The sequence below is a fragment of the Microbacterium sp. CSI-V genome (genome assembly GCF_001984105.1).
Lineage (GTDB): Bacteria > Actinomycetota > Actinomycetes > Actinomycetales > Microbacteriaceae > Microbacterium.
The window spans coordinates 238,427-250,700 of the sequence record NZ_MTQM01000009.1; the positions used below are offsets into that span (position 1 = coordinate 238,427).

Sequence of the window (12,274 nt, forward strand, 5' to 3'; positions counted from 1 at the left end):
AGAAAGGCCCCGTCCGCGGACGGGGCCTTTCTCGTGTCGTCGTCAGAACAGCAGGGATGCCAGTCGCGACCGCGCCCGGATCACGCGGGGGTCCTCGTCGCCGATCAGCCCGAAGAGCTCCAGGAGACGCTCCCGCACCGGGGCGCGCTCGTCGGAGGGCAGCGCACCGAAGAGATCGAGCAGACGCGCGAACGCGTCCTCGACGTGGCCACCGGCGATGTCGAGGTCGGCGACCGTGAACTGCGCCTCGATGTCAGTCGGAGCGGCCGCCGCCGCGGCGCGGGCCGCCTGCAGGTCAGCGCCCTGCACGCGATCGAGCAAGCGCACCTGACCGAGCCCGGCCCGTGCGTCGGCGTCGCGCGGGTTCTCCGCGAGAGCCTGTTCGTACGCGGCGATGGCGCGGGGGTAGTCGCCCTCTTCGATCGCGGCGAACGCCTCCGCATGCAACGGGGGCAACGGCTGCTCCACCGGCTCCTCGGACCCGGCCTCGGCGCCGTCGACGGGAACGGTGCCGGTCACGCCGTGCTGCGCGGCGAGCTGGAGGAGCTGCGCGAACACTTCCCGGACCTGCTGCTCGGGCACGGCTCCGGTGAACAGGGGCACGGGCTGACCCGCGACGAGGGCCACGACCATCGGGATCGACTGCGCGCGGAATCCCTGCGCGAGCTGCGGATTCGCGTCGACATCGACCTTCGCGAGCACGACCTTGCCGGCGAGCTCGGCCACGACCTTTTCGAGGATCGGGCTGAGCTGCTTGCACGGGCCGCACCACTCGGCCCAGAGGTCGACGACCACCGGCACGCTGCGCGACAGTTCGAGGACCTGACCGAACGACGCGTCGGTGACGTCGAACACGAGCGACGGCGCCGGCGCCCCGCCGGCCGCGGTCGGGGCGGACCCGTCGGCGGGCGCCGCGGGGGGCTGAGGACGGTTGCGCAGCGACGACAGATCGACGGCGCCGCGGAGGACGGAACCGGGGGTGGGAGTGCTCACGGTGACACCTTCGCTTCGAGGAGGCTGGAACGGTAGCCCAGGAGTCGGATCTGGTCGCTGGACCCCTGGCTGGGCACGTAGAAGAAGATCTGATCGGTGTACGTCGTGGTGAAGCCGGTCGCCGACTGGTCGACGCCGGTGAGGGCCTTCACCGCGGGGTTGTTGTCGAGCTTGATCACGGCATCCGCGTTGGTCGGCTTCGCCGTGTCGCTCTCGTAGACGTTGACCGCGACGATCGCGCCCGTGTCGAGTGTGGCGAGGGCGATGGGCGCCGCCGGGCCCGCGGACGCGGAGAAGCTGATCTCCGCCGTGCCCTGACCGGTCTGGTTGAGCTCGTCCGTGCGGTTCTTCTTGTTCTCCTCGATCGCGGGGAGCAGAAGGTCGTTGGCGGTGTCGAACGCGGCCCACGACGCGCTGTTCTGCCCGTTGTTGATGAGATCGGCGTACGCGGCCGCGACCTGGTCGGGCTGCATGACCAGGAACGAGGAGTCCGGCGGCACCTGCGTCGCGCCCACGTACGGAGCGGCGAGCTCCGGGAGGTTCGTGGATGCCTCGAGGTTGCCGATGTAGGACACGCGGTACTCCGACCACGGGTCGTCCTGCGTCATCATCATGATCGACGTCGACGGCGAGGTGGCATCCGCCGACTCGACCACCGTCATCACCGTGCGCGGCCACGTGCCCGTCGTCTGCGGGAGGGTGATCTGCACCGGCTCGGCGGGGATCGCCGGGAGAGCGGGGCGATCGGGCAGCGCCGCGCGCAGCGTGTAGTTGGTCTTGCGCTCGGCCAGTGCCGGGCCCGTCAGCCGGGTCTCGGCGGCGGTCGCGTCGAGGGCGGCGTCCGCCTGAGCCACGGTCGTGGCGATCCGCGAGACGATCTTCGCGGCCTGGTTCTCGGTGACGGCCGGGGGGAACTGCCCCTCGGGGACGATGACCGTGGGCGTCGGACTGGGGCTCTCGCTCGCCGCGAGCTGCGGCCACGCGTCGGCGGAGCAGCCCGCGAACAGCGCCGCGGAGAGCCCGAGCGCGGGAACGGCGATCAGCGCACGGCGCCCCGGGCCGAGGGCGCCGCGGGTGCGGCGCGACGGCGACGAGCTGATGACGCCCTTGTCGGCCGCATCGGCATCGGCGATCGAGATGGGCTCGGTGACCGGCAGCGGCAGACCCTTGCGCCGAGGCCGTCGGGAGCGGCGCACGTGGCGGATCCCCAGGAGATACAGCACGATGCCCGCCAGCAGGGCGATCGCTCCCCCGGCGATCAGCGGTCCCGCCCAAGGAGTGGAGTTGTCGATCGGCCAGGTCACGGAGACATCGGTCGGCGCCGGAGCCGTGCCGTCGCTCGCGACGAGCACGCTCATGTCGGACGGGAGCTGCAGCGTCGTGCTCAGCGACCCGGTCTGCTGGTACTCGTCGAGCCAGAGGTCGGATCCCGCGGGCGTGCGAGCGGTGGTCGTCGCATCCGATGCCGGCGGAGTCACCGAAGCCGGGACGAGTGCGGTCTGGACCGCGTTCTCCTGCCCGAGGGTGACCGCGGTGTACGGGACGTCGGCGAGCCAGGCCTGCATGTCGGACGTGCGGCCGTACGAGACGAAGACCTCCCCCTCGCCCGCGACCCGGAGCGACTGCGCCCCCGGGAGGCTGCCGAGAACGGCACCGTCGATCAAGGTGTAGGCCGTCGAGCCGTCGGTCTGGATCGACTCCGTCGCCTCCGAAGGACCTTGGAAGACGGTGCGCTGGGCGATGCCCGCGCCGATCATGACGGCGGCGATGACGAACGCCACCACGGCCCAGACGAATCTCACGCTACACACCATCCCCACCGGCGACTCGGGCGGCCACCGAAGAATCGACGTTTCAGACTAGCCGAGGCCGGCTGAAAGTTCGCGGCGAGGCCTGACGGTGCCGGGAGGACGCCCCGCTCAGTATCCTTTCGAGACGGGCACGCTCGCCCGCCGGAGGCAGGAGTCGCTGCGGATGAAGATCCACAATCCTTTCCGAGTCGCGATCCTCGCGACCCTCGGTGTCGGAGTCGGGCTCCTGGTGATCGTGAGCATCCAGAACCTCTCCACGATCCTCCTGTACGTGGGGACCGCGCTCTTCCTCTCGTTGGGACTCGACCCGGTGGTGTCGTTCCTCGAGCGGCGCGGACTGCCCCGCTGGGCGGCGGTGCTGCTCACGATCCTCGGGGTCCTCGGCGTCTTCGCCGGCATCATCTTCATGGTCGTCCCGATCATCGTGAGCCAGATCACGCAGCTGATCACGCAGATCGAGGGTCTGCTGCAGCCCGGCAAGTGGAACGAGATCGTCACCGGAGTCCAGGAATGGGTGACGGCCAACTTCCCGTGGCTCCGCATCGACGAGGTGTGGGCCGGGGTGCAGCACTGGTTCTCGACGCTCGACGTCGGGTCCATCTCCACGATGATCGGCAACAGCCTCCTGACGATCGGCGGCGCCGTCGCCGCCGGACTGGGCGGGGCCTTCATCGTCCTCATCCTGACGATCTACTTCACCGCCTCCACGCCGTCGCTGAAGTCGGCCGTGTACCAGCTGGTCCCGGCATCCAAGCGCGCGCGCTTCATCGAACTCTCCGAGAAGATCACCGACTCGGTCGGCTACTACGTGATGGGCCAGGTCAGCCTGGGTGTGATCAACGGAATCCTGAGCGCGATCTTCCTGAGCATCATCCAAGCGCCCTTCCCCGCGGTGCTCGCGGTGATCGCTTTCTTCTTCTCGTTGATCCCCCTCGTCGGGACGCTCACGGGCTCGACGATCATCGTCCTGACGTGCCTGATCCCGGGTCTCGGGTCTCCGACGACGGCCATCGTGGCCGCGATCTACTACCTCGTCTACATGCAGATCGAGGCGTACGTGATCTCTCCGCGCATCATGAACCGGGCGGTATCGGTGCCCGGCTCGGTCGTCGTCATCTCCGCGCTGGCGGGAGGCGCGCTGCTGAACCTGCTGGGTGCGCTGATCGCGATCCCTGTGGCGGCGAGCATCCTCATCATCTACCGCGAGGTCATCATCCCTCGGCAGAACGAGCGCTGAGACTCAGTCGCCGACGGGACCGTCCCACTCCACCGGGAGCGGGAGCGCATCGGGATTCACCGCGGCGACGATCTCCGTCAGGACGCGGCGCGTCTGCGTCTCTCCGACCCAGAGGTGCTTGCCGCCGTCGACGGCGATGAGGTCGGCGTGCGGAACCGCGGCGAACCGCTCGCGCGCCTCGGCGGGCCGGAGGTAGTCGTCGAACTCGGGCACGAGGACCACCATGCGGCGCTCGTCGCCCGCCCATGCGGCCACCTCGTCGGCCGTCGCCCGGTGCAGGGGCGGGGAGAGCAGGATGACGCCCTCGATGTCGTGATCGCGACCGTACTTCAGCGCGAGCTCCGTGCCGAACGACCATCCCAGAAGCCACGGCCGCGGCAGCCCGCGCTCGCGGACGAAGTCCATCGCCGCCGCGACGTCGAAGACCTCGGACGCGCCGCCGTCGAACGTGCCCTCGCTCGTGCCCCGCGGCGAGGTCGTGCCGCGGGTGTTGAAACGGAGCACGGCGAGGTCGGCGAGGGCCGGGAGGCGGCCCGCCGCCTTGCGCAGGATGTGCGAGTCCATGAACCCGCCGGCCGTCGGCAGCGGATGCAGCGTCACGAGGGTGGCGACGGGCTCACGGGCTTCGGGACGAGCCAGCTCGCCGACCAGCGTCAGGTCATCGACGGTGGTGAGCTCGATGTTTTCCCGGCGGGCGGGAAGCAGCACGGGTCCGCGTATCTCCATCAGGCGATCCTCCAACAGGGCGTGTGCCAATGGCGTCGAGCGGCGAGATCCGCCGAGTCGCCCAGGACTCCATCCGCGCGCCACACGACGACGTGAGCCACACCGACCTCGACGGTCCGCCCGCATCCCGGGCAGATGTACGGCTTCTGCGCCTGCGCCGCCGACAGCGGCTGGACCGTCCATTCGACGCCGCGCTTGACCTCGGTGCGCTTCCAGCCGGCGATCAACCGGTCGAGTGACGCGTCGGATCGGTCGCTCGACGGCCGACGCTTGCGAGAGCGGGGCACGCTCCCGTCACCACCAGTGGTTGCTGGTCCAGAACGCGTACGCGCTCGCCCAGCTCCCGTACCGACCGGTGGCGTAGCCGGTGGCCCACCGCAGGTTGTCGACGGGGTCGTACCCGTTTCCGGGGACCTTGCTGCACGGGAGAGCCTGGACCAGCCCGCAGGCCCCGGACGAGCGGTTCGTGGCGTTCGGGTTCCAGCCGCTCTCGCGGCTGACGATGTAGTCGACGTAGCCCATGTCGGCGTCGGAGATCCCGGCGGCCGCCATCCATTCCGCGGGCGCACCTCCACCCGTGTAGTAGAGGGGGCCGCTGCTCCCCCCGCTCGAGGCGTCCGATCCCGTCGACGACTTCGTGGCCGTCGGCGTCGGAGTGGGCGTGGGCTTCGGCTTCACGTACACGTTGTAGCTCGACCGGTCGAGCGTCGGCGCCTGCTTCTCGCCCCCCGTGGAGACCTGCTGCGCGTCGTCGAGGCCCTCGGCGTAGAGGGTCACGGTCTTCGGCTCGTCGGCCTGGGCGCGCAGGATCGCCCCGCCCATCGGGCCCACGTAGGCGCCGGTGAACGCGAGCGCCGCGCAGGCGGCGAAGACCGTCACGACGCCGCGGCGACGCGACCAGTGCGGTCCGCGACGCCCGGACGGGGCCGGGTGCACGACGTCTGCCACGGCGTGGCCACGACGGGCCACACGCCGCGAAGAGGCACGCGTGAGATCGGATCCGGAAGTCACAGTGCGCTCGAGTCTACCGATCGGTTCGGCTGCAGGCTACGCGAGGGTCAGCCCACCGCGAGCATGACCTCGACGACGGCGTCCAGGACGGCGTCGACCTGCGTCTCGCGGTAGCCTCCGCGCTGCACACGGAACGCGACGGAACGGACCTGCTCGGCCGTGATGGCGTCGCCCGTGGCGAGGTAACGCGCGATGCGGTCGGACACGATGTCGACCTCGCGGACGCTGTAGCCGTAGCGGAACACGCCGACGCGGTCGAACCGGCCCCCGCGCGGGCGGGAGAGGCGGTCGAGCACGACCTGCGCGGTGTCGCGGGTCTCGGCGACCCAGGCGCGCGCACCGAGCCGTGAGAGGGCGTACTCGCGCTCTCGGGCGGCGAAGGCGTCCTCGACCCGTCCGAGGGCGGCATCCACCGGTCCGATCGCGTAGCCGCCCCGCACGAGCGGGAAGGATGCCGAGCGCACCTCGGTCGAGCGGAGGGCTCCGGGCTCATCGGCCTCGAACGCGTCGCGCGCCTTCTCGAGGAAGGTGTCGACGGCCCGCTTCTCGTAGCCCTTCTTGCGTCCGGGGGCGTCGGGGAAGGGCGTCGAGCGGTCGGTGCGGGTATCTGTCATGACGCTCCCAGGGGCGAGAGGAGGTAGTACATCGCCAGCGCTGCCGTCGCGGACGGGAGGATCGAGTCCAGGCGGTCGAGGACTCCGCCATGCCCCGGCAGCCACGAACTCATGTCCTTGATGCCGAGGTCGCGCTTGAGCATCGACTCGCCGAGGTCGCCCACCGTAGCGGTGGCGAGCACGACCGCGCCGAAGATGAGTCCGGTCCACCACGGCACCTGCAGCATGAACACGGCGAGGAGCACGCCCGCCGCGAGTGCGGCGACGCACGCGCCGGCGAAGCCCTCCCACGTCTTCTTCGGGCTGATCCGCGGGGCCATCGGATGCCGCCCGCCCCGACCGAACGTGAGGCCCGAGACGTACGCGCCCGTGTCGGCCACGACCGCGAGCACCAGGAACGCCAGGACCCACCATTCACCGCCGTCCTGCGCGAGCAGGACCAGCGCCATGCTCGTCAGGAACGGGACGTAGAGCTGCACGAACGCCGCGACGAGAACGTCGGCGAGCACCTCGGTGCGCGCTCTGCCGTCATTCGCGTGCAGTTGGGCGGTGAGGCGCCACACGATGACGAAGGCGACCGCGACGAGCACGGCCACCCAATGCAGCCACAGGCCCGCGAGGAAGCCACTCGCCAGCAGGAGCACGCCCGCCGTCAGCTGGGGAACCACGTCGACCCGGCGTCCCGACACCTGGAGTGCGCGCGAGAACTCGAGGACGGCCAGCACCATCGCGCCGAGCGCGAAGAAGGCGAACAGCCACTTGACGAAGATGAGCGAGGCGATGACGACGACGCCGATCGCGACGCCGATCAGGCTGGCCACGATCAGGTCGCGGCCCGTGCGCTGCTTGATGCGCTCGTTGGCCTGGTCGAACTCCGCGCGCGCGTGAGCGATGTGCTGCTCGGCATCCGTCCGCATGGCGCGCAACTGCGACTCGATCGCGGTCACGGTCTCACCGGTGGGAGGCGTGCGCCGCGCGGCGTCGCTCCTCCGTCCGGAGGGCGACTCGGCGGGCGCCGTCACATCGTCGTCGGGGGCCTGGGGCATGGGTCAGACCTCGAGCAGCTCGGCCTCTTTGCGCTTGAGCGCCTCGTCGATGGCGTCGACGTGCGCACGGGTCACACCGTCGAGCTCCTTCTCGGCGCGCACCAGCTCGTCTTCTCCGACGTCGCTCTTGAGCGCATCGAGGTCGTCCTTCGCCTTGCGGCGGAGGTTGCGCACCTGCACCTTCGCGTCCTCGCCCTTGCCGCGCACGATCTTGACGTACTCCTTGCGACGATCCTCCGTCAGCTCGGGCATCGTCACGCGGACGATGTTGCCGTCGTTCGTGGGGTTGACGCCGAGGTTCGGCATGTCGCGGATGGCCTGCTCGATGGCCTTGAGCGCCGACTTGTCGTAGGGGTTCACCACGAGCGTGCGGGCCTCGGGGTTGTTGAGGGAGGCGAGCTGAGCGAGGGGCGTCGGAGAGCCGTAGTAGTCGACCAGGACCTTCTGGAACATCTGGGGGTTCGCGCGCCCGGTGCGGACGGTCGCGAAGTCCTCCTTGGCGGCCTCGACGGCGCGATCCATGCGCGCTCCGGCATCGGCGAGGACATCGGCGATCACGGTGACTCCATTCGTTGAAACTGAGGTCCCAGTCTAGTCGCGCGCGGGCCCGGAACCCGGGCCCGCGCCGCGCGTCACGAAGTGACGAGCGTACCGATGGTCTCGCCGAGCAGGGCGCGGGTGACGTTGCCGGCGGGCTCCATGCCGAACACCCGCATGTCCATCCCGTTGTCCATGCAGAGGCTGAACGCGGTCGAGTCCACGACCTTCAGACCCTTCTGCAGCGCGTCGCCGTAGGTGAGGTGGTCGAGCTTCGTCGCGGACGGGTCTACGCGCGGGTCGGCCGTGTAGACGCCGTCGACGCCGTTCTTGGCCACGAGCACCTCGGACGCACCGATCTCGAGCGCACGCTGCGCGGCGACGGTGTCGGTCGAGAAGTACGGCAGGCCGGCACCCGCGCCGAAGATCACGACGCGACCCTTCTCCATGTGCCGCTGGGCGCGGCGGGGGATGTAGGGCTCGGCGACCTGGGTCATCGAGATCGCGGACTGCACGCGCGTGGCGGCCCCCGCCTGCTCGAGGAAGTCCTGCAGGGCGAGGGCGTTCATCACGGTGCCGAGCATGCCCATGTAGTCGGCGCGGCCGCGGTCCATGCCGCGCTGGCTGAGTTCGGCGCCCCGGAAGAAGTTGCCACCGCCCACGACGATCGCGATCTCCACGCGATCCACCGCCTCGGCGATCTCCCGGGCGATCTGGCTGACGACGTCGGGGTTGACCCCGAGCTGTCCCCCACCGAAAGCCTCACCGGACAGTTTGAGCAGAACGCGGCGGCGCCGGGTCGCTTCATCGATCACGTGTCATGTCCTCTCGTCGGGTTCAAACTATCTCCCCCGCCGACGCGACCGATACGCCACGCGCGCAGGGAAAAGGCCCGGGATGCCATGGCATCCCGGGCCTTGTCATCGGTGCTTACGCGCCGACCTTGAAGCGGGCGAAGTCGGTCAGGGTGAGACCGGCGTCGGACGCGACCTTCGCGACGGACAGCTTGTTGTCCTTCGCGTAGTCCTGGTCGAGCAGCGCGACCTGCTTGAAGAACGCGTTCACGCGGCCCTCGACGATCTTCGGCAGCGCGGCCTCGGGCTTGCCCTCGTTGCGGGAGATCTCGGTGACGATCTCGCGCTCCTTCTCGACGTCGGCCTCGGGCACGTCGTCACGGGTGAGGAACGAGGGGTTGGCGAAGGAGATGTGCTGCGCGATCGAGCGAGCCGTCTCCGCGTCGTCGCCGGTGTAGGCGAGGACGACGCCGACCTGCGGCGGGAGGTCCTTGCTGGTCTTGTGCAGGTAGACCTCGAACTTGTCGCCGCGGATGGTGCGGACGCGACGGAGCTCGACCTTCTCGCCGATGATCGCGGCCTCGTCCGAGATGAGCTGCTCGACGGTCTGGCCGTCGGCGTCGGCGGCGAGGGCGGCCTCGACCGAGTCGGCACCGGCGGCGGCGGCCGCGGCGACGACCTTGTCGGCCAGCGCGATGAAGCGGTCGTTCTTGGCGACGAAGTCGGTCTCGCAGGCGAGCTCGAGCAGCGTCACGGCGCCCTCGGTCTCGCGGGCGGTGACGAGACCCTCGCTCGTGGAGCGGTCGGCGCGCTTGGCGTTACCCTTCGCGCCCTTGAGGCGCAGGATCTCGACGGCCTTCTCGACGTCGCCGTCGGCCTCTTCGAGCGCCTTCTTGGTGTCGACCATGCCGGTGCCGAGCTGCTCGCGCAGGGCCTTGATGTCGGCGATCGTGAAGTTTGCCATGGTGTGGCGTCTCCTAAGTCGTTGGTGGTTCTGATGTGAGCTCGGCGGGGCCGCGCGCACCCCTGGGGGCGCGTACGACCCCGCCGGATCGTAGCCTGTGCGGGTGACGCCGCGGTGTCGCGGCGGCGCGCTTACTTGCTGTCGGTGGCCTCGGCGTCGGCGACCTCGGCGGTCTCCTCGCCGGACTCGGCGGCGACGGCCTCGTCGTGGGCCTCGGCGCCTGCGGCGTCGTCAGCGGACTCGGTCGCGGCCTCGACGGCCTCTGCACCGGTCTCGGCGGGGGTCTCGAGCAGCTCGCGCTCCCACTCGGCGAGGGGCTCGGCGGCCTCGTCCTCACCGGCGGGCTGGTGGCGCTGGATGAGGCCCTCGGCGGCGGCGTCGGCGATGATGCGGGTGAGCAGGCTCACCGAGCGGATCGCGTCGTCGTTGCCGGGGATCGGGTACTGGAACTCGTCGGGGTCGGCGTTGGTGTCGAGGATGCCGATCACGGGGATGCCGAGCTTCTTGGCCTCGTCGATGGCGAGGTGCTCGCGCTTGGCGTCGACGACCCAGATCGCCGAGGGGGTCTTCTGCAGGTTGCGGATACCACCGAGCGACTTGTGCAGCTTGTCGAGCTCGCGCTTCTTGAGCAGGAGCTCCTTCTTGGTGAAGCCGCTCTCGGCCGGGTTCTCGTAGTCGAGCTCCTCGAGCTCCTTCATGCGAGCGAGGCGCTTGGAGACGGTCGAGAAGTTGGTGAGGAGGCCACCGAGCCAGCGCTGGTTCACGTAGGGCTGGCCCACACGGGTCGCCTGCTCGGCGAGGACTTCCTGCGCCTGCTTCTTGGTGCCGACGAAGAGGATGGTGCCGCCGTGCGCGACGGTCTCCTTGACGAACTCGTAGGCCTTGTCGATGTACGACAGCGACTGCTGGAGGTCGATGATGTGGATGCCGGAGCGCTCGGTGAGGATGAAGCGCTTGACCTTCGGGTTCCACCGACGGGTCTGGTGTCCGAAGTGAACGCCGCTGTCGAGCAGCTGGCGGATGGTGACGACGGCCATGGTCGTACTCCTGTTCTGAGGCGCTCTCGCGCCGTGGTTGCGGTTGTTTCGCGCCGATCGAGGGACCGGCGAGCCTGGTGCCCGGCGCACACCCGCCTTCCGCCGGAGCGGAGGACCGTGGGGTGTGGATGCCGCGCGGTGCGCTGACCCGGGGGCCAGTGCGGTGCGCTGTGGGCACGCGGAGTCATCCCGATGTACGAGATGCGTCCTCCAGCATACAGGACACCTCCTCCCCACGAGGTCCGATCCGCGCCCCGCCCACCGAACGGGGGATGCCGCGTACCGGCTCGTCGTCGCGCCGGGCACGCTGCACTCATGAGGACTCGTTTCACCGGTCGGCTGTCGCGGATGTCGGCATCCATCGCGGTCCTGCTGCTCGCCCTGGGCACCACCGCGGCGGATGCCGCCGAGCGCGACCCGCTCGCGGACCGGGGCTGGGCGTGGCCGGTCGCGGTGGTGCGGGTGGTGCGTCCGTTCGAGGCGCCCCCGGGCCCGTACGCCGCGGGCCATCGCGGCGTGGACCTCGGCGACGTCGAGCGCGTCCGCTCCCCCGCTCCCGGACGGGTGGCGTTCACGGGAGAGGTGGCCGGGCGCCCCGTCGTCACGATCGACCACGGCGACGGCCTCGTGACGACGTTCGAGCCCGTCACGACGGTGCTCGGCGTGGGAGATCCCGTCGCGCGCGGCGACCCGATCGGCGAGGTAGCGGCGGGCGGCCACGTCGCGGGTGGTGCGGTGCACTTCGGTGTGCGGTGGAACGGCGAGTACGTCAACCCGCTGCGGTTGCTGGGCGGGGTGCCCCGCGCCGTGCTGCTGCCGTGCTGCTGAACGTCGGTCCCTGCCGTGATCCGCGGCGGATGGGATCAGCCGACGCTGTTGCCGCGCCCCTCGACCGTGCTGGTGCCGATCCCACCGCCGGCCGTGACGACGCTGTCCTGCCCACGGAGGACGAGGGTGCCGAGTGCTCCCCCGGTCGAGATCGTCGCGCGGTCGCCGCTGAGGTCGAGGCGGCCGAGTGTCCCACTCACGGTGAGCGACGTGTCGTTGCCCTGCACGGTGGCGTCGTCGACGGCAGAGGCCGTGACGCGAAGGCGATCCCCCGACATCGTCAGCGTGGCGATGGTGGCGGCGCTCGCGTCGACGGTGATCGCAGAGCCCGACACGGTGAGCTGGGTGCAGGTGCCGTCGACGCGGACGGAACGCTCGGATCCGGTCACCGTCGCGGCGCCCCCGTCCCCGCACGCGGTGACCGACGCGTCCCCCGGTGCGACGGATGCGGTCGTCCCGGGGGCAGGAGTCGTGGGCGTCGCGTCGGTGGGCGTGCCGCTCGGAGTCGGGTTCGCGCTCGGGGCGGCGGAGGTTCCGGATGCCGCCGGCGGAAGCCGGGTCACGACCGGCTGGGGTGTGAGACCGCAACCGGCGAGCAGCGTCAGCGAGAGGAGGACCCCTCCCGTCGCCCAGACGAGTCGAGCACGATGCGCCACGGCTCTACGCTACGACCGCC

At 70.4% G+C, this 12,274-nt stretch carries 14 protein-coding genes; 2 read left to right on the forward strand and 12 right to left on the reverse strand.

Features of this window, described 5'->3' with window-relative positions; genetic code table 11:
• Positions 1-42: 42 nt before the first annotated feature.
• Together CSIV_RS11850 and CSIV_RS11855 are read right to left on the reverse strand one after the other, a co-directional pair.
• A complete protein-coding gene (locus CSIV_RS11850) occupies positions 43-993 on the reverse strand; it encodes a tetratricopeptide repeat protein (RefSeq protein ID WP_077051609.1) in 951 nt (316 codons plus the stop codon).
• Positions 990-2,795 (reverse strand): glycosyl transferase, encoded by a 1,806-nt coding sequence (locus CSIV_RS11855; protein WP_238592371.1) that lies wholly within the window; start codon positions 2,793-2,795, stop codon positions 990-992. Before CSIV_RS11855 ends, CSIV_RS11850 begins: the two co-directional genes overlap by 4 nt.
• Positions 2,796-2,967: 172 nt before the next feature.
• Here CSIV_RS11855 and CSIV_RS11860 point away from each other — a divergent pair, with 172 nt between their 5' ends.
• Entirely contained in the window at positions 2,968-4,041 is a 1,074-nt protein-coding gene (locus CSIV_RS11860) for an AI-2E family transporter (protein WP_077051611.1), read from the forward strand.
• A gap of 3 nt (positions 4,042-4,044) precedes the next feature.
• Here CSIV_RS11860 and CSIV_RS11865 read toward each other — a convergent pair whose 3' ends face one another.
• The 9 genes from CSIV_RS11865 to rpsB form a co-directional block, all read right to left on the reverse strand.
• Positions 4,045-4,767, reverse strand: coding sequence for an alpha/beta hydrolase (locus CSIV_RS11865; RefSeq protein WP_077051612.1), 723 nt, complete (start codon positions 4,765-4,767; stop codon positions 4,045-4,047).
• Positions 4,767-5,054 carry a hypothetical protein gene (locus CSIV_RS11870; RefSeq protein ID WP_077051613.1) on the reverse strand — a complete coding sequence of 96 codons (288 nt, stop codon included), beginning with the start codon at positions 5,052-5,054 and terminating at the stop codon, positions 4,767-4,769. Before CSIV_RS11870 ends, CSIV_RS11865 begins: the two co-directional genes overlap by 1 nt.
• Before the next feature lie 7 nt (positions 5,055-5,061).
• Entirely contained in the window at positions 5,062-5,715 is a 654-nt protein-coding gene (locus CSIV_RS11875; protein WP_238592372.1) for a transglycosylase SLT domain-containing protein, read from the reverse strand.
• Between the two features lie 110 nt (positions 5,716-5,825).
• Complete coding sequence (locus CSIV_RS11880) at positions 5,826-6,392, reverse strand: DivIVA domain-containing protein (RefSeq protein WP_077051615.1); 567 nt, start codon at positions 6,390-6,392, stop codon at positions 5,826-5,828.
• The gene (locus CSIV_RS11885) at positions 6,389-7,438 is read right to left on the reverse strand and encodes a phosphatidate cytidylyltransferase (protein WP_077051616.1); all 1,050 of its coding nucleotides are present in this window, start codon (positions 7,436-7,438) and stop codon (positions 6,389-6,391) included. Before CSIV_RS11885 ends, CSIV_RS11880 begins: the two co-directional genes overlap by 4 nt.
• A 3-nt stretch (positions 7,439-7,441) precedes the next feature.
• On the reverse strand, positions 7,442-7,996 hold the full coding sequence (gene frr / locus CSIV_RS11890; RefSeq protein ID WP_076490281.1) for a ribosome recycling factor: 555 nt from the start codon (positions 7,994-7,996) through the stop codon (positions 7,442-7,444).
• 74 nt (positions 7,997-8,070) lie between these two features.
• Positions 8,071-8,790: a UMP kinase gene (gene pyrH, locus CSIV_RS11895; RefSeq protein ID WP_077051617.1), complete on the reverse strand. Its 720-nt coding sequence runs from the start codon at positions 8,788-8,790 to the stop codon at positions 8,071-8,073.
• Positions 8,791-8,905: 115 nt separating this feature from the next.
• Positions 8,906-9,733 (reverse strand): translation elongation factor Ts, encoded by an 828-nt coding sequence (gene tsf, locus CSIV_RS11900; protein WP_077051618.1) that lies wholly within the window; start codon positions 9,731-9,733, stop codon positions 8,906-8,908.
• Between the two features lie 131 nt (positions 9,734-9,864).
• Entirely contained in the window at positions 9,865-10,770 is a 906-nt protein-coding gene (gene rpsB, locus CSIV_RS11905; protein ID WP_077051619.1) for a 30S ribosomal protein S2, read from the reverse strand.
• A gap of 315 nt (positions 10,771-11,085) precedes the next feature.
• On the opposite strand from rpsB, the gene CSIV_RS11910 reads away from it, so the two are divergent.
• Positions 11,086-11,598: a M23 family metallopeptidase gene (locus CSIV_RS11910; protein ID WP_077051620.1), complete on the forward strand. Its 513-nt coding sequence runs from the start codon at positions 11,086-11,088 to the stop codon at positions 11,596-11,598.
• A 35-nt stretch (positions 11,599-11,633) separates the two neighbouring features.
• Here CSIV_RS11910 and CSIV_RS11915 read toward each other — a convergent pair whose 3' ends face one another.
• A complete protein-coding gene (locus CSIV_RS11915; protein ID WP_077051621.1) occupies positions 11,634-12,254 on the reverse strand; it encodes a DUF3060 domain-containing protein in 621 nt (206 codons plus the stop codon).
• Between the last annotated feature and the right edge of the window lie 20 nt (positions 12,255-12,274).